The sequence below is a fragment of the Shinella sp. OV683 genome (assembly GCF_057787725.1).
Genome location: NZ_CM173543.1, coordinates 1,965,516 through 1,981,829, shown reverse-complemented (window position 1 = coordinate 1,981,829; position 16,314 = coordinate 1,965,516). Strand labels below are relative to the sequence as shown.

15 protein-coding genes are annotated in these 16,314 nt (G+C 60.2%); 13 read left to right on the top strand and 2 right to left on the bottom strand.

What is annotated here, in order from left to right:
* Positions 1-17: 17 nt before the first annotated feature.
* The 11 genes from mobA (at position 18) to ACXHRN_RS09365 (ending at position 10,031) form a co-directional block, all read left to right on the top strand.
* A complete protein-coding gene (gene mobA, locus ACXHRN_RS09415; protein WP_488641058.1) occupies positions 18-650 on the top strand; it encodes a molybdenum cofactor guanylyltransferase MobA in 633 nt (210 codons plus the stop codon).
* Between the two features lie 16 nt (positions 651-666).
* Complete coding sequence (gene mobB, locus ACXHRN_RS09410; protein WP_488641057.1) at positions 667-1,200, top strand: molybdopterin-guanine dinucleotide biosynthesis protein B; 534 nt, start codon at positions 667-669, stop codon at positions 1,198-1,200.
* Between the two features lie 82 nt (positions 1,201-1,282).
* Positions 1,283-1,762 carry a hypothetical protein gene (locus tag ACXHRN_RS09405; RefSeq protein ID WP_488641056.1) on the top strand — a complete coding sequence of 160 codons (480 nt, stop codon included), beginning with the start codon at positions 1,283-1,285 and terminating at the stop codon, positions 1,760-1,762.
* Positions 1,763-1,911: 149 nt separating this feature from the next.
* Positions 1,912-2,298 carry an acyl-CoA thioesterase gene (locus ACXHRN_RS09400; protein WP_488641055.1) on the top strand — a complete coding sequence of 129 codons (387 nt, stop codon included), beginning with the start codon at positions 1,912-1,914 and terminating at the stop codon, positions 2,296-2,298.
* 148 nt (positions 2,299-2,446) lie between these two features.
* On the top strand, positions 2,447-2,791 hold the full coding sequence (locus ACXHRN_RS09395) for a DMT family protein (RefSeq protein WP_488641054.1): 345 nt from the start codon (positions 2,447-2,449) through the stop codon (positions 2,789-2,791).
* Positions 2,792-2,863: 72 nt separating this feature from the next.
* A complete protein-coding gene (locus ACXHRN_RS09390; protein ID WP_488641053.1) occupies positions 2,864-4,408 on the top strand; it encodes a DUF1800 domain-containing protein in 1,545 nt (514 codons plus the stop codon).
* A gap of 22 nt (positions 4,409-4,430) precedes the next feature.
* Positions 4,431-5,606, top strand: a complete 1,176-nt coding sequence (locus tag ACXHRN_RS09385; RefSeq protein WP_488641052.1) for a DUF1501 domain-containing protein — start codon at positions 4,431-4,433, stop codon at positions 5,604-5,606.
* Between the two features lie 20 nt (positions 5,607-5,626).
* Positions 5,627-5,947 (top strand): PAAR domain-containing protein, encoded by a 321-nt coding sequence (locus ACXHRN_RS09380; protein WP_488641051.1) that lies wholly within the window; start codon positions 5,627-5,629, stop codon positions 5,945-5,947.
* Between the two features lie 250 nt (positions 5,948-6,197).
* Positions 6,198-7,385 carry a calcium-binding protein gene (locus tag ACXHRN_RS09375; protein ID WP_488641050.1) on the top strand — a complete coding sequence of 396 codons (1,188 nt, stop codon included), beginning with the start codon at positions 6,198-6,200 and terminating at the stop codon, positions 7,383-7,385.
* A gap of 280 nt (positions 7,386-7,665) precedes the next feature.
* Positions 7,666-8,850, top strand: a complete 1,185-nt coding sequence (locus ACXHRN_RS09370; protein WP_488641049.1) for a M10 family metallopeptidase C-terminal domain-containing protein — start codon at positions 7,666-7,668, stop codon at positions 8,848-8,850.
* Positions 8,851-8,975: 125 nt separating this feature from the next.
* Positions 8,976-10,031: a calcium-binding protein gene (locus ACXHRN_RS09365; RefSeq protein WP_488641048.1), complete on the top strand. Its 1,056-nt coding sequence runs from the start codon at positions 8,976-8,978 to the stop codon at positions 10,029-10,031.
* A 162-nt stretch (positions 10,032-10,193) separates the two neighbouring features.
* On the opposite strand, the gene ACXHRN_RS09360 is transcribed toward ACXHRN_RS09365, so the two are convergent.
* Entirely contained in the window at positions 10,194-10,658 is a 465-nt protein-coding gene (locus tag ACXHRN_RS09360; RefSeq protein ID WP_488641047.1) for a cupin domain-containing protein, read from the bottom strand.
* A 100-nt stretch (positions 10,659-10,758) separates the two neighbouring features.
* Between ACXHRN_RS09360 and ACXHRN_RS09355 the strand changes: the two genes are divergently transcribed.
* Positions 10,759-11,742, top strand: coding sequence for a LysR family transcriptional regulator (locus ACXHRN_RS09355; protein WP_488641046.1), 984 nt, complete (start codon positions 10,759-10,761; stop codon positions 11,740-11,742).
* A gap of 416 nt (positions 11,743-12,158) precedes the next feature.
* Here ACXHRN_RS09355 and ACXHRN_RS09350 read toward each other — a convergent pair whose 3' ends face one another.
* On the bottom strand, positions 12,159-13,151 hold the full coding sequence (locus tag ACXHRN_RS09350) for a DUF3137 domain-containing protein (RefSeq protein WP_488641045.1): 993 nt from the start codon (positions 13,149-13,151) through the stop codon (positions 12,159-12,161).
* A 124-nt stretch (positions 13,152-13,275) separates the two neighbouring features.
* Between ACXHRN_RS09350 and uvrB the strand changes: the two genes are divergently transcribed.
* Complete coding sequence (uvrB, locus tag ACXHRN_RS09345) at positions 13,276-16,308, top strand: excinuclease ABC subunit UvrB (protein WP_488641044.1); 3,033 nt, start codon at positions 13,276-13,278, stop codon at positions 16,306-16,308.
* Positions 16,309-16,314: the final 6 nt, after the last annotated feature.

Genomic DNA, 16,314 nt, shown 5'->3' with positions numbered 1-16,314 from the left:
CAGCCGGAGAACAAGTCATGACGGCAAGATTTCCGGGTGTGATCCTCAGCGGCGGCAAGTCGTCGCGCATGGGCGAACCGAAGGCATTACTGCCCTTCGGCCCGGCGCGGCTGATCGACCATGTCGCAGCACGCCTTGGCCCGCAGGTCACCACGTTGGCACTCAATAGCAACAGCGAGGATATCGCGCTCCCCGATGTTGTGTCCTTCACTGATCGGTTTGCGGATTTTCCGGGGCCGCTGGCCGGGATTCACGCAGCGCTTGCCCACACCCAACTTGCCTGGCCGGATGCCAGCCACGTTGCTGTCGTCCCCACCGATGCACCGTTCTTCCCTCTTGATCTGGTCGATCGATTGGCTGCAGCATTGACCGGCAGCGACGATATCGCCTTGACCATGTCCGACGGCCAGTTGCATCCAGTCATCGGCCTTTGGCCGGTTTCAGTGCTGGACAAGCTCACGATCTGGCTGGAACACCCGCCGACGCTGAAAGTACGAGCTTTCCTCGACGGCCTGCCGGTGCGCACGGTCGTCTTCGAAGCGATCGAGACACCGCTGGGTCCGCTTGATCCGTTCTTCAACGTCAACACACCGGATGACCTTGAACATGCGCGCAAAATCCTGGAAGCAATGAACTCCATTTCGATTTGACTGGGAACACAACGTGGTGACATCACCTAAAATCTTCGGCATCGCCGGTTGGAAGAACTCCGGCAAGACCGGCCTCGCAGTCCGTCTTGTGACCGAGCTCACAGCGCGCGGCTACAAGATCTCGACTATCAAGCACGCCCATCACGATTTCGATATCGACAAGGTCGGCGCCGATTCCTTCCGCCATCGCGAAGCCGGTGCGTACGAAGTGACGATCGTCTCCGGCACGCGCTACGCCATCATGCACGAGCTGCGTGGCGCCCCCGAGCCGAGCCTCGCCGAAGTGCTTGCCCGTCTCGCACCATGCGATATCGTGCTGATCGAGGGCTACAAGCGCGAGCCGGTGCCGAAAATCGAAGCCCGACGGCTGGAAGCGAATAGCCGCGAGCCGCTCGCACCCACCGATCCCTACATCGCGGCAATCGCCGCCGATCATCCGGTGCCGGACACGACGTTACCCACCTTCGATCTCGATGCCACGGAAGAGATCGCCGACTTTATCCTGAAAACGCTCGGCATGCCGGCCTCGAATAAAGCTGACCTTGAATAAAGCCGACCTTGAATAAATATCAGGCTTCGCGCGTCCATGATTTTGCAGCTATTGTCGGCTGAACGATCCGGGAGCCACCGCCATGAGATGCCTTGCCGCCCTGCTTTTCCTCACGCTGCCGTTGCCGGCACTTGCCGACCAATGCGATCACTGGACCGCGTCGATGGAAGAAGACGAGGGCGGCAAAGTCATGATGGCCCATGTCTGCAAGGGCACCGGCAACGCCGCCCATGAACTCTATCTCCAATGCGGCGCGCCGGACGAACTGTCGATGCGCTTCATCCCGGTCGCGCCCACCAATTACCCACCGAATGACGGCAACTACTCCACCGATTTCACGCTGTCTTTCGGCGACAAATCCGTCACCCACAACGCCATCTACGAGGATATGGATGGTGCGATGTCCTTCAATTTCCCGATCAATGACCCGGTAACCGCCCTCATCCAATCGGCACCCGACATGACGCTTTCCGATGTCGGCGGCAAAGTGCCTGGCGCCACCTTCCCACTCAAGGGCTCGAAGAAGGCCGTCGACACCCTCATCAAGAGCTGCGCGAAGTAATTCAGCTTCGCCCTCAAACCAAAAAGGCGTGGATTGACCACCCCCATTTGCCGACATCGGCACTGCCGGCTTGCGCTACGGCCGACTTGACCTAAAACTGAGCCATGACCTCCGAGCCCGGACAACCCGGACAACATGATGAGCGCCATATGACCATTCCAACCCATATCGCCGGAGACTTGACGCTCCGCACCATCGCCATGCCAGCCGACGCCAATGCCGCCGGCGACATCTTCGGCGGCTGGGTCATGGCGCAGATGGATCTGGCGTCGGGCATCCGCGCCGCCGAGCGTGCCCATGGCCGCGTCGTCACCGTGGCTGTACGCGAGATGGTGTTCGAGCTTCCAGTCAAGATCGGCGACACGCTTTCGATCTACACCGAGATCATCAAGGTCGGCCGCACCTCGATCACGCTGAATGTGGAGGCCTGGGCACAGCGCTACCTTCTCCACCAGATGGACAAGGTCACCGCCGCCATTTTCGTCATGGTCGCACTGGATCAGAACGGCGAGCCGACGCCGGTGCCGCGGGATTGAGCCGTCATATTTGGGGTCATGCCATCTTCCAGGCAGAATCGCTCCATAGAAATTTAGCGGCAACCTAATCTCGGCATGCACGTTTGACAGCGAGCGCCCAACGCGCTTGATCCTGCCGTATCTTCCACCCTCCGATTCGAGTTTCCTCATGCTGCTTTCTGCCAAGATCGCCCCGATCGCCATGCTTGTCCTCTCCAATGTGTTCATGACCTTTGCCTGGTACGGGCACCTGAAGTTCAAATCGTCGCCCCTTATCATCGCCGTTGTCGGCAGTTGGGCAATCGCCTTCTTCGAATATTGCCTGGCAGTGCCCGCCAACCGCTATGGCAGCGCTTACTATTCCACCGCCCAGTTGAAGACGATGCAGGAAGTCATCACGCTGATCGTGTTCGTTGGTTTCTCGGTGTTCTGGCTCAAGGAGAGCGTCACCTACAACCAACTCATCGGGTTTGCGCTGATTGCCGCCGGAGCGTCTTTCATCTTCCGTTCATGATGGCTTTGCTAATCGAATTGTTGACGAATTTCGGAGCGATGATCCACCGTCGCCCGCTTCCGAGGAGAGACCATGTCCCTGTCCAGGCCGACCATGAGCGCCATCCGCTTCGGCTACGGTATCCGCCCCGGTGAGGCCCCGCCTGACGGCGCCGATGCGCTGCTGGCGCAGCTGGACAAGGCCGCCGAACAAAAGCTGCGCTTTCCAGTCGGGGGTGTCGAGCAGCGCTATCTCAAGCTCAAGGAGTTCAACGACAGGCTTGCGTCGATTCACACCAAGGACAAACGCGAAAAACGCCTCAAGATGCGGCCGATCCGGCGCGAAATCTATCATGTCCTCGGCCCGGATCAGCATGCACGCATCGCCCAATCAGCCTTCTCGCCCTACGGATTTCACGAGCGGCTCGCCACCTTCTGGTTCGACCACTTCTCCGTCAGCGCCCGTAAATTCCGCACCATGTACCTGATCGTGCCCCTTTACGAGGTCGAAGCCATCCGCCCGAACATGACAGGATCGTTTTCCGACCTTCTGCGCGCAGCCATCCTGCATCCGGCGATGCTGACCTATCTGGATCAGATCAAGTCGGCCGGGCCAAATTCGCCTCGTGGTATGCGCAAGGGCAAGGGTTTGAACGAAAATCTCGGCAGGGAACTGCTCGAACTGCACACGCTCGGCGTCGACGGTGGCTACAAGCAGCGGGACGTCCATGATGCGGCGATGATCCTAACCGGCCTGGGAATCGACAAGGAGACCGGCCAAACCGATTTCAAAACGCTGCTCGCCGAGCCGGGTCCGCTCACCTTCATGGACAAGTCCTACGGCAGCAGCCGTCGCTCGATCGACGATGTCTACCAGATGCTTGACGACATTGCCGCAATGCCACAGACGGGCAAACATATCTGCCGAAAGCTCGCGGTGCATTTCGTCTCGGACAAGCCGCCCGAAGCACTTGTTGAAGCGATGAACGGCGCATGGACGCAATCAGGCGGCAATCTCCGCTCGGTCTACGAGGCCATGCTTCGCCACCCCGCAGCCTGGGACAATCCAGGCGAGAAGGCGCGGCAACCCTATGATTTCGTCGTTGCCGGCCTGCGCGCGCTCAGCGTTCCCGAGCAGGCGCTCGCCTCGCCGTCTGGCGACGACGACCAGCAGATGGACGGTGGCAGCGATCCTGGCAAGCCCGCGCCAACCATGGCGTCCAATTCCGCGGCAAAGACCCCGGATATGCAGCAGGATGAGGATATGCGCGACGATGAGGCTGCCGACCGCGAGGCGAAAGCCAGGAAAGGTCGGCGCATGGCAATGCAGCCAAGCCTCAATCCGCTGACGGCCGGCGCTGTCCGGAAGCTCGGCCAGCCGGTATGGGAGCCATCAAGTCCGGCCGGTTTCGAAGAGGGATTTTCGACCTGGATTTCCTCGAGCCAGATTACCGGCCGCATCGAATGGGCTCAGCGCGCAGCCGCAAAGTTTGGCGGGCGCGACAGCCCGGATGCATTGCTGAAGGCCGTGCTGAGCGATGCCGCCCGCGACGACACGATCAAGGTGGTATCGCAGGCCCCGAACAAGACGGCCGGCATGGCGCTGGTGCTCGCCTCTCCCGAATTCAACCGCCGCTAAGCGGTCAGGAAGGATATTGATAATGGAAAAGTTTGTCCTGAGCCGGCGCACGTTCCTCGCTTCCGCCTGCTGCGCGGCAGCCTCGCCGTTGCTGACGCCGATGTCGTTCGCGGCAGTGCCCGGCGACAAGCGGATGATCACCATCATGCTGCGCGGCGCACTCGACGGCCTGGATCTCGTCCAGCCCTATGGCGATCCGCTCCTGAAGCAATATCGACAAGACCTCGCCCTCGACCCCTCCATGGGTCTGCTCGACCTCGACGGCTATTTTGGCCTGCACCCACAGGCAGCCGAGCTGTTGCCCCTCTGGAAATCTGGCGATCTTGGTTTCGTGCATGCGGTTTCGACACCCTACCGGGATGCGCGCAGCCATTTCGACGGCCAGGATATGCTGGAATCGGGCGGCCAGCATGTGGCAGATATCAATTCTGGCTGGCTCAATCGCGCGCTGTCCGCCATTCCTCGTTCCGAGAGCCGCAAGGCGATCGACATCAGCACGTCGGCCGAGTTGATCCTGAGCGGTCCAAATAAGGTCGACGTCTGGTCGACCGAGTCCGATCTCAACATCGAGCCCGATGAACTGGCCTTCTTCACCCGGCTCTACAAGAATGACCCTGCTTTCGCGCAGGCCTTTGGTGAGGCTGTGGGAACAGACACCGATTCCGATAATGTCTTCAACGGCATCCAGCGGAAGGACAATCCAACCGGCATCGCCAAGCTCACCGCCGGCATGCTCAAGGCCGAATATCGCATCGCCAACTTCTCGATTGGCGGCTGGGACACTCATATTGGCCAGAGGAGTGTCTTTCATCGACCATTGAAGGGCCTTGTCAAATCGATCACCGCCCTGAAGGCGGAGCTTGGGCCGGACGTCTGGTCAAAGACTGCAATCCTGGCGATGACCGAATTCGGCCGGACAGTGCGCCAGAATGGCTCGAAAGGTACCGACCACGGCACGGGCGGCGTCGCCATCATCGCCGGTGGCGCAATCCGCGGCGGCAAGGTCTATGGCAAATGGCCGGGCATCAAGGAGAACCAGCTGTTCGAGAACCGCGACCTGATGCCGACCGCAGATGTGCGAGAAATTGCTGCTGCTCTGCTCAATAGTCAGTTCGACATCGCTCCAAGCGCCCTGTCGTCCAAGGTCTTTCCGGGCCTGTCGCTGGACCTCCGGAGCCAGGGCTTCCTCAAGGGCTGATGCGGCCAGGGAGAATAAGCATGTTCAGGACGTCCGCCTTAGTTCTTCTGGTGACGCTTCCCACCGCCGCCGTCGCCCAGGATATTCCCGCCTGCGCCCTGTCCGGCAGCATGACGGTGATGATCGGCGGCAAGCCCGCACTACGTCTCTCCGACGTTGCCAACTGCCCGCCGGAACTCTACGAGACCATCAGTTCGATCATGATCGACGGCCAGCCTGTGGTGCATTTCAAAACCGGTGCGGCGGGCAAGACACGTTGTGCGGCCAAGGCCAATCCCACCGTTTCGGTGGAGGGCCATGATGCCCAGACGCTCGGCGATATCAGCTGCAAGGCCGACTAGTCCGACCGGTAACTTCCGTGCCGATGCAATCCGGCTGTGTCCGGAAACATTTGAAACGGAACTGTTTCTTGGCAGACACATTTCTGAAACGCTGCGACTGCACACCGGCGTTAGTCGAATAAATCAGCGGCTTCCGACGTCTCTCATTCAGCCTACGGAAACTTTCACGCAACTTCCAAACGTCTTTTGTCACTGTGGCAAGCCGCATGGGCGGGAGCATCCCTCAACGGCAGCGCTTACAGGACATCACATGGCCAAGCACCACATAACGGGCAATACAAGCCAGCCATTCCACGTCACCGGCTCGGGCGACACCTGGATCGTCGACAAGACGGCATCGATCATCACCGCCCAGGATTTCCACGAAGCCGCGATTTCCGACGATGTGAATTCTCATGACTCCCGGATCGTCATCAACGGCCACATCACCGGCAGCCCTGAAGGCGATGACTACGGCGTGCTCCTCCAGGGGCGCAATGCCAGCGTCGAGATCGGGCAGTCCGGCGAAGTGACTGGCTACATCGCCCTCTATGCGACCGGCAGGCATCAAAGCGTCATCAATCATGGGGATATTCTCTCTGACGGGTATGCAGTCTATTCGGGGCATCGCATCACCGTCGACAACAGCGGCAACATCATCACCGGCAGCGGCATCCACACGACATCCGGCGGCGGCGATATTACCAACGAAGCTGGTGCAAAGATCATTGTCCAGGATGCGGCCGTTCGCCTTGCCACTCTCGACGGGGACGTGTCGACAGTCGTCAACCGCGGATACATCGAGGCGGGTTATTACGTCATCGATGGTGGGTACGGCGATGAAACCGTGATCAATCGCGGCGTCATGAAAGGTGTGATCAGCCTCAAGGCCGGAGACGACACGTTCGACAATCGCGGCGGCTCTGTCGATCACGACATAAGCAGCGATGAGGGAAACGACACGCTGATCACCGACGATAGTGCGGTCAAGCTGGTCGAGGCCAACGGCGGCGGAACCGACACCGTCAAATCCACTGTCTCCTACACCCTTAACGACTATGTCGAAAACCTGCTGCTGATTGGCAAGGCCGATAGTAACGCAATCGGCAACACCTTGAAGAACCGCCTCGACGGCAACGCTGGTAACAACCATTTGTCGGGCGACGCAGGCAAGGATCACCTCGATGGCCACAAGGGCAATGACATCATGACCGGGGGGGTCGGTGGCGACACCTTCGTCTTCGCCAAGGACTACGGTCATGACACCATCTCCGATTTCGAGAAGGGCGTCGACCGGGTCGACCTCAGGGGTTGGACCGATGTGACCAGCTTTTCCGACCTCAAGGCGCATCACTTGCATGAGGTCGGCAATAATCTGGTCATCCAGACGGGCGACGACCGACTGACTTTGAAGTCGGTCGATATCACCGATCTTCACGCTTCGGATTTCATCTTCTGATCCACCCGACTTTCGTCCACACCGGGCGGGCGGCCTCGGAGGCCACCGCCCGATGTCACGACGCAAGCGTCACGTCCGCCCCATTCCGCACAGAAACAATTGAAACGAACGTCATCCCATCAAGATATAAAGCTGAAACAAACTCGCGCGATCTTCGACGCACTCCGAACTGCCTTCGGCCGCTCAATTCCCGAGCGGTCTGTCCAGGCTCACCAGGAAATTCCGTCTTTTGTCATTGCTCAGGTCGCAAGGGCGAACGCCGACGTAAAGGATCAGGACGATGACGACACACATAATCGAAGGCGATACGAGTGTCCCTTTCAACATAAACGGCTCCGGCGACAAATGGGTTCTTGGCGCGGGCAAGGTTATAGAGACCGCGCTGCCTGCCACCGAAAGTGCACTCTACGAAGCGGCAAAATATCATGACAACAAGATCGTGCTCGGAGGTCATCTGAAGGGCGGTCCGGAGGGCGAAGATTCCGGGATGCAAATCCTGGGTTTGCGAACCAGCGTGGTCATTCAATCAACGGGCGAGTTGGAGGGCATGACTGCACTTTACGGAAGCGGCAAAGGCCAATCGATCGTCAATCATGGCGCGATAAGCGCCGACGGCTATGCCATCTCCGCGCTCCATGCCACAAAGATAGAAAACCATGGCCACATTGAAGGCGGCACCGCGATCAACCTGTCCGAAGACGGCAACACGATCATCAACGGGACAGGGGGTACGATTCTCGCCGCATACGACGCGGTATCGGTATACTATGGTCATGGCAGCGCGCACCTGACCAATCACGGCGTCGTTGAAGCCGGTGGCGTAGCGTTCTTCGGCGGAACCGCCACGGACACTGTCATCAATGACGGTATCATCAAGGGCCTGATCAACATGTCGGCCGGCAACGACCGGTTCGACAATCGAGGCGGCTCTGTCGACCACGCCATTCAGGGCGGCGCGGGCAACGACCTGCTGATCACGGATGACAGCGCCGTGGAACTTGCCGAAAAAGCCAAGGGCGGCACCGATACGGTCAAATCCTCAGTGTCCTATACGCTCGGTGCCAATGTCGAGAACCTGGTCCTGATCGGCAAGGCAAATGTCGATGCGACTGGCAATGACAGAAGCAACCACCTGGATGGCAACGCAGGCAGCAATGCGCTGTCAGGCGCGGGCGGCAAGGACCATCTTGATGGTCACAAGGGCAACGACATCCTGGCCGGAGGCGCTGATGCCGACACCTTCGTCTTCACCAAGGGCTCCGGCATGGACACGATCATCGATTTCCAGAAAGGCATCGATCAACTCGATCTGTCTGGCTGGAGCGATGTCACCAGCTTTGCCGATCTCAAGGCACATCATCTGACGGTTTCAGGTGATGATTTGCTGATCTCGACCGGAGAGGACAGCCTGATCTTGAAGAATATCGACAAAGCAGACCTGCACGCCGCGGATTTCATCTTCTGATCAGCGACTTGATGCTGTCGATTTTGACGCCGTCGACCTCACGCAGCCATCCCCTACCCCATCAACGCGCGAACGCCTGCGTTTGAACCGCCGGCACGCTACACAGCCAATGACAGGATCCGACTATGACCACTTGGAGATACCCCACAAGCGTCACGCAGGCAGGAGACGTCGTCAGTCTGATTACGGACGAGAACGTCTATGTCGGATCCGGCGTCTCGATCGCAACCACGGCGGCGGGCGGCGTCACGATCAGTGGAGGCACCTACCACCAAGAGGCCTGGATCGACGGATCTGTTGCCGGCAGCACCGCGATTTACTTTGGAGAGAGCACCCAGACGTCCTACGACGCAAAGGTCGTGGTTTCCGACAGCGGCAAGCTTTTCGGAGCAGCACATGCGATCAAGCTGGTGGCTTACGGATCCGAGGTCGAGAACGACGGACAGATCACTTCGATGGGCGACGGCATCTCGATGGGCGGTGCCAATGCCGGCACGCTTTCGCAAATCCACAATAGCGGCACCATCCGGGCCGAAAACTTTGCCATTCACAAATTTCTCGGCGCCGAGAGTTTGTACGTCGAGAATTCAGGCACGATCAAGGGCGGCAATCTCTCGTTCTTTAACGAAGGTTCGGGCGTCACCACGATATCGAATACCGGCACAATCATCGGACAGGCCATCCTCGGCGACGGCAACGATGTCTATGACGGCAGGAAAGGAACGTTCCAGGGAGTGTTCATGGCCGGTGGCGGCGATGACCATCTGCAATTCGGCAAGGAAGCCAACCAGATACAAGGCCAGGCAGGCAAAGACACGATCGAGGGCGGCAAGGGCGGCGACCGGATGTCGGGAGGCAGCGATGCCGACACCTTCGTCTACAAATCGGTTGCCGAGTCCACCGTCAAGAGCGCGGGCCAGGACACGATCATGAGCTTCCTGCGCTCGGAGCACGACAGATTGGACCTCCATGCCATCGATGCCGATACGCATGCGGCCGGCAACCAGACGTTTGATTTCATCGGCAAGCACGCCTTCACGCATCATGCCGGAGAACTACGCTTCGAAAAGGTCTCCGGCGACACGCATGTCCTCGCCGATATCAACGGCGACGGCAAGGCGGATTTCGACATCCATCTCGAAGGTGTCGTGAAGTTCACCGACAGCGATTTCCTGTTGTGATCGCCAGCGGAGTCCGACGAGCGCCCGCGCGTCGGACGGACCTCAATCAGCGGGTCGGTGGCTTGCCGGCGTTAACCGCCAGTTGAGCGTCGAAAGCCCGCGTGTAGGCCGGCCACGTTTCGCCGCGGGCGACATAGGCGGCGCAAGGAGATAAGAGCGTGACTAAGGCCGTTCTTGGCGCGATGTCTGGGCCAGCCCGGGGCCGGTAAATTGCGAGCCATAGCGTGCCGCACATTCGGCAACAGCGGCTATGTCACGCGGTATTTGAAAACCGCCTGCGGCGACTTCTTTGAAAAAGCCTTCAAAGCCACCCGGCGTCAGCACGGTGATGCAAACGGCGCCGTCGGGACCGGTGCGGAAGCTGTGACGCTTGCCACGGGGGATATATGCAGTCTCCATCGGACCGCGTCGAAACACGGCGCCTTCAAGTTCGAAGTCAATGACGCCTTCCAGCACAAGGAAGGTTTCGTCCTCGGCCTCGTGGACGTGCGAAGGCGGGCCTTCAAGCGGGCCGGCAACGCCGTGGACGATGGACATGGCGCCTTGAGTTTCGGCGGAGGACAACAGGATGCGATAGGTGGTGCCGTTCCAGCTATGAGACTGCTGTGGCTGGGTGTATATGTTCATGATGCAGGGACCTTTTTGGTTGGTTGATGGGAACGTCCCCGATGTAGCGAACCGCCGGGCTTGTGATAAATTGAATGATTATATCGACTGAATTGGTCCCATGAATTTATCCGCGTTCGACCTCAACCTGTTGAAAGTGCTGGATGCCTTGTTGCGCGAACGGTCTACCGTGCGCGCCGGGGAGCGGGTTGGCCTATCGCAGCCGGCCGTGTCGGCGGCCCTTGGGCGGTTGCGCGCCGCCTTCGGCGATCCGCTGCTCGTGCGTGATGGCCAGCAAATGCGCCCCACCGAATTCGCACTTGGTTTGGTGTTGCCGCTGACGCAACTGCTTGAGGATTCAAGCCGCTTCTTGAACCCGGCAAGCTTCGATCCAGTGAGCGCGGTGCAGACTTTTCGCATTGCAGCGTCGGATTTTTTCACCGAGATGATGCTTCCCGGCCTGCTGGCTAACCTGGAACAGCGGGCGCCGGGCATTTCGCTGCGCTATACCGACTCGCTCAATCTCCAGACCATGGACGACCTACGAGAAGCCAGGCTGGATCTGATCTTGTTGCCTGCGGGCAATTTTTCGCCCTGGGTCGATTGGCGACCGATTTTTCATGCCAGTTACGTTGTTGTAGCGCGGCAGGATCATCCGGTTCTACGCCAGCACGATGTTACGCCAGCGGCGGCGATGCCCGTCGAACTGTATTGCAGCCTGCGCCACGCCGCCTTCCGCGTTATGGAGATGGCGCCCGATCGAGAAACGGCGGCACTTGCTGCACTGGGCCTGCAACGCGAGGTAGTCCTGTCAGTACCGACCTTTACGGCCGTCTGGCGGTCTGTGGCGGCGACAAACCTCGTCGGAATTATACCGCGCCGGATGGCCCTGAAAGTGGCCATCGCAGAGGGGCTTGCCATTCATCCGCTGCCGTTTGCTTTGCCGCCAACGCTGTTGGCAATGACTTGGCACCGGCGCAATTCCGCCTCCCGTGCGCACGCCTGGCTGCGCGATCAGGTCTCCGAAATACTCACGCCACTCGATGATCTTGAACAGGCCAGCGTCGGTAGCGCGGCATTGGGAAGCGCTGGCAATCTCGATTGATTGCGGGCCAGGTTTGCGTCCCGCATCGGGCGTTCTGGAACGGCTGCTCTCGATACTTAGAAGCCGAAAACCGACCGTCAGCTTCCGGCCATTTCGGGCCTCCGGCGTAGTAGGGCAAACGTCTCCTTCTGGCACAAAGGAGACCTCTGCAAACTCAAATTTCATCTGATGTGATATCGTGATTCAAGCCCGGCAGGAGGACCTGCCGATGTCCGATCAACCGCGAGCCAAACGCCGGTTGCCCGCAACATGTGCAAGACTTTGTATCGATAGCGACACAAGGTCGAGAATATGTTCGCAAGGCTAGAAGACTGGCGGCGTATCTCAATGCGCTACGCCCGCTGTGCCCACGAGTTCTTCAGCTATCTGCAATCGCGGCAACCGTGATCTCCTGGCTCGATCAATGTGTCCTGACCTTAATGCGCGTCCCCGACCGGTGACTCACCTGCAACCTCCGCCTCCGGCACGGCCACCTTGCGCATCAGATGCGCCACCGCCAGCAGCACGGCCATCTCGCGGATCATCGGCTTGACGTCGTCATAGGCGACGTCGGTGTGGATGTCCGGAAGGGCGAAGTAGTCCTGCTTCGACGGCAGCAGCAGGAAGCATTCGTCGCCTCTCAGCGCGATCCGCACTTCCCCTTCATACCATTCCCCCTTCAGGTAGTGCAGCGCCGAGGCGAGCGGCCCTTCGACGAGCGGCTTGGCGGCGGAATAATTGTCGGTGTGGAACTCGTGCGTCTCATCGATCGCCCAGTCGCCGGAAGCGATCATGTCCGAGTTGCTGCCGAACATCTCGCGCACCCATTGTTGCAGCCAGTTGCTGCGCTTGGCGGCATAGAGCAGTCCCGGAAATGGCTTGTCGAGGTTGAAATGGAAGATCAGCCCCTGAAACACCGTCTCCTTGTGCTTGCCGCTGCCCATGATCAGCTTGGCCTCGACCAGCTCGAAATACAGGCCGTCATGGGTGCCCTTGATCACATCGTCGTTTTCGGTCGAGGAAAAGCGCACCATCTTCATCGCGTTGATGTCATCAACGAAGCCCGGTGAGTAGCCGTGACTGTAGGAGACATCCTCGATAAAGCCGAAAATCTCGGGAAACAGCCGGTAGCGCAGCGTCAGCTGGTGATCCCTGATCGGCCGCATCAGATATTCCCACAGCTTGAAGCCGCCGAACATCACCAGCGCCCCGACGATGCCGGCCAGCTTGTGCTTCTCGTCGAGATTGAAGGCGCCGATCACCAGAACCGCTGCCACGGCCACATAGGCCGCCATGCTCAGCGTCGCCATCGTGTAGCAGTTTTTCAAGATCCCCGGCCGCTCGAGATTGTACTCGTCGATGGCCGCCCGGATCTTCTCCTGGCGGGCGGCGTCCGGCATATAGGCATTCACGTCGGTGGAACTGTCCATAGGCATATCCCCTCGCTGATATTGCAATTCGGATCGATACTGCTGTCAAGTTCTGTCAGGGTGCGTTTCCCTTTTGTACGCATGCGGCCTTTATTTTATTCGATTCTCTTGCCATATATTCGCCATGGCAAAATCCCCGAAAAATTCTCCTTCCGGTTTTGAAGAAGGCCCGCAGGCACCCTTTGAAGGAGCGCCGCTTTCGGGATCCGTTTCCGATTGGGTCAAGCAGCTCGAACAGGAAGCCGAGCAGGCCTCGCGCGCCGAAAGCATGCGCGAAATCCGCTCCAAAGCCGGCAAGCACCGCAAGACCGTCGAGAACGCCGCCCGCAAGCATTCCGAGACAGTTGCAGTCGGCGAGAAGCGCTCGGCGCGCGGCGGCTCGCTCGGCGGTTCGAACGATCCGCGCACCCGCGCCGCCGCCGGCCTCAATCCGGTCGCCGGCCTCGATCTGTCGCTCGAGGAAGCCGAACGGCTGAATGCCGAAGGCAAGGCGCGCGAAAAGGCCAATCGCGGTGCAAAGTCCGCCACACCGGGCTTTGCCGAGAACGATCCGCTCGACAGCACCCCCGCTGGCGCCGTGACCGCCACGGTCGCAGCCCTGTCGCAGCTCATCGAGTCCGGCAATCCACTGTTCAAGGACGGCAAGATCTGGACGCCGCACCGCCCTGCCCGCCCCGAAAAGTCCGAAGGCGGCATCGCCTTCAAGCTGGTGACCGACTATCAGCCGGCCGGCGACCAGCCCACGGCGATCCAGGAACTCACCGGCGGCCTGAAGACGGGCGAGCGCAATCAGGTGCTGCTCGGCGTCACCGGCTCCGGCAAGACCTTCACCATGGCGCAGGTGATTGCCGAGACCCAGCGACCGGCCGTAATCCTGGCGCCGAACAAGACGCTGGCCGCGCAGCTCTATTCCGAATTCAAGAACTTCTTCCCCGACAATGCGGTGGAATATTTCGTTTCCTACTACGATTATTACCAGCCCGAGGCCTATGTGCCGCGCACGGACACCTATATCGAGAAGGAATCGACCATCAACGAGCAGATCGACCGGATGCGCCACGCCGCCACCCGCGCGATCCTCGAACGCGACGACTGCATCATCGTCGCGTCTGTCTCCTGCATCTACGGTATCGGCTCGGTCGAGACCTATACCGCCATGACCTTCCAGATCGAGATCGGCGACCGGCTGGATCAACGTCAGCTATTGGCCGACCTTGTCGCCCAGCAATACAAGCGCCGCGAGATGGACTTCCAGCGCGGCTCCTTCCGGGTCCGTGGCGACACGATCGAACTCTTCCCCGCCCACTTGGAGGATGCCGCGTGGCGCATCACCATGTTCGGCGACGAGGTGGAGTCGATCACCGAATTCGACCCTCTGACCGGCCAGAAGACCGGCGATATGAAGTCGGTGAAGATCTACGCCAATTCGCACTATGTGACGCCCCGCCCCGCGCTCAATTCGGCGATCAAGTCGATCAAAGAAGAACTCAAGCACCGCCTTGCCGAGCTCGAAAAGGCCGGCCGCCTGCTCGAAGCCCAGCGGCTGGAGCAGCGCACCCGCTACGACCTCGAAATGCTCGAGGCCACCGGCTCCTGCCAATCGATCGAGAACTATTCCCGTTACCTCACCGGCCGCAAGCCTGGCGAGCCGCCACCGACGCTGTTCGAATATATCCCCGACAACGCCATCCTGTTTATCGACGAGAGCCACGTGACCATCCCGCAGATCGGCGGCATGTATCGTGGCGACTTCCGCCGCAAGGCGACGCTGGCGGAATTCGGCTTCCGCCTGCCCTCCTGCATGGACAACCGGCCGCTGCGCTTCGAGGAATGGGACGCGATGCGCCCCGAAACCGTCGCCGTCTCGGCCACCCCGAGCAAGTGGGAGATGGAGCAGGCCGGCGGCGTGTTTGCCGAACAGGTCATCCGTCCCACCGGCCTCATCGATCCGCCGGTGGAAGTCCGCCCGGCCCGCAGCCAGGTCGACGACGTGCTCGGCGAGATCCGCGAGACCACGCTCAACGGCTACCGCACGCTGGTCACCGTACTCACCAAGCGCATGGCCGAGGATCTCACCGAATACCTGCATGAGCAGGGCGTCCGCGTCCGCTACATGCATTCCGACATCGACACGCTGGAGCGCATCGAGATCCTGCGCGATCTCCGCCTCGGCGCCTTCGACGTGCTGGTCGGCATCAACCTGTTGCGCGAAGGCCTCGATATTCCCGAATGCGGCTTCGTCGCCATCCTCGACGCCGACAAGGAGGGCTTCCTGCGCTCAGAGACCTCGCTGATCCAGACCATTGGCCGCGCCGCGCGTAACGTCGACGGCAAGGTCATCCTCTATGCCGACAACATCACCGGCTCGATGGAACGCGCCATGGGCGAAACCGCCCGCCGCCGCCAGAAGCAGATGGACTGGAACACCGCCAACGGCATCACCCCGGAAAGCGTCAAGTCGCGCATCTCCGACATTCTCGACAGCGTCTACGAGAAGGACCATGTCCGCGCCGACATCGGCGTCAAGGGCGTCAAGGGCGGCGCCACCGATCTGGTCGGCGGCAATCTGCAGGCGCATCTCAACGCGCTGGAAAAGCAGATGCGCGACGCCGCCGCCAATCTCGACTTCGAAACTGCCGCCCGCCTGCGCGACGAGATCAAGCGCCTCAAGGCCGTCGAGCTCGCCAGCATGGACGACCCGATGGCTAGGCAGGAGGCGATTGCCCTGGAAAGCAGCGGCAAATCAGCCAAGGGCGGCAGAGGAAAGGCAACCGCACCCTCGACCTCCCTCTTCGCCAAACCCTCGCTCGACGACATGGGCCCCGGCACCGACATGGCCAGGCCGCTGTTCAAGAAGAATGACCGTTCGGACGCCTTGTCCGGCGAAGCCGGGCAAGACAGCGGATCCGAACCAACAGGGGATCCGGGCTATTTCAAAAGAAATAGCCTCGACGAGATGACCGTCCGCCGCACCGAAAGGCCCGCCTCTTCCGGCCCGCTGCCCGAAAAGCCGCAGGAGCTGGCCGCCAGGGTGATCTCCAAGGACGACCCGCGCCCGGTCATCCGCGCTCGCACCGGCGTTGGCTCCTACGAGGACCCGGCGGATGTGAAACGCGAAAAACGCGGCAAGGGAAAGAGCGGTAAGCCGGGGGCGTGAGAACAA

What these genes read in the sequence shown, in the direction of transcription:
- mobA (WP_488641058.1), top strand. Translation starts at nt 18, where the DNA reads ATGACGGCAAGATTTCCGGGTGTGATCCTCAGCGGCGGCAAGTCGTCG.
- ACXHRN_RS09405 (WP_488641056.1), top strand. Translation starts at nt 1,283, where the DNA reads ATGAGATGCCTTGCCGCCCTGCTTTTCCTCACGCTGCCGTTGCCGGCA.
- ACXHRN_RS09400 (WP_488641055.1), top strand. Translation starts at nt 1,912, where the DNA reads ATGACCATTCCAACCCATATCGCCGGAGACTTGACGCTCCGCACCATC.
- ACXHRN_RS09395 (WP_488641054.1), top strand. Translation starts at nt 2,447, where the DNA reads ATGCTGCTTTCTGCCAAGATCGCCCCGATCGCCATGCTTGTCCTCTCC.
- ACXHRN_RS09390 (WP_488641053.1), top strand. Translation starts at nt 2,864, where the DNA reads ATGTCCCTGTCCAGGCCGACCATGAGCGCCATCCGCTTCGGCTACGGT.
- ACXHRN_RS09385 (WP_488641052.1), top strand. Translation starts at nt 4,431, where the DNA reads ATGGAAAAGTTTGTCCTGAGCCGGCGCACGTTCCTCGCTTCCGCCTGC.
- ACXHRN_RS09380 (WP_488641051.1), top strand. Translation starts at nt 5,627, where the DNA reads ATGTTCAGGACGTCCGCCTTAGTTCTTCTGGTGACGCTTCCCACCGCC.
- ACXHRN_RS09375 (WP_488641050.1), top strand. Translation starts at nt 6,198, where the DNA reads ATGGCCAAGCACCACATAACGGGCAATACAAGCCAGCCATTCCACGTC.
- ACXHRN_RS09370 (WP_488641049.1), top strand. Translation starts at nt 7,666, where the DNA reads ATGACGACACACATAATCGAAGGCGATACGAGTGTCCCTTTCAACATA.
- ACXHRN_RS09365 (WP_488641048.1), top strand. Translation starts at nt 8,976, where the DNA reads ATGACCACTTGGAGATACCCCACAAGCGTCACGCAGGCAGGAGACGTC.
- ACXHRN_RS09360 (WP_488641047.1), bottom strand. Translation starts at nt 10,658, where the DNA reads ATGAACATATACACCCAGCCACAGCAGTCTCATAGCTGGAACGGCACC.
- ACXHRN_RS09355 (WP_488641046.1), top strand. Translation starts at nt 10,759, where the DNA reads ATGAATTTATCCGCGTTCGACCTCAACCTGTTGAAAGTGCTGGATGCC.
- ACXHRN_RS09350 (WP_488641045.1), bottom strand. Translation starts at nt 13,151, where the DNA reads ATGGACAGTTCCACCGACGTGAATGCCTATATGCCGGACGCCGCCCGC.
- uvrB (WP_488641044.1), top strand. Translation starts at nt 13,276, where the DNA reads ATGGCAAAATCCCCGAAAAATTCTCCTTCCGGTTTTGAAGAAGGCCCG.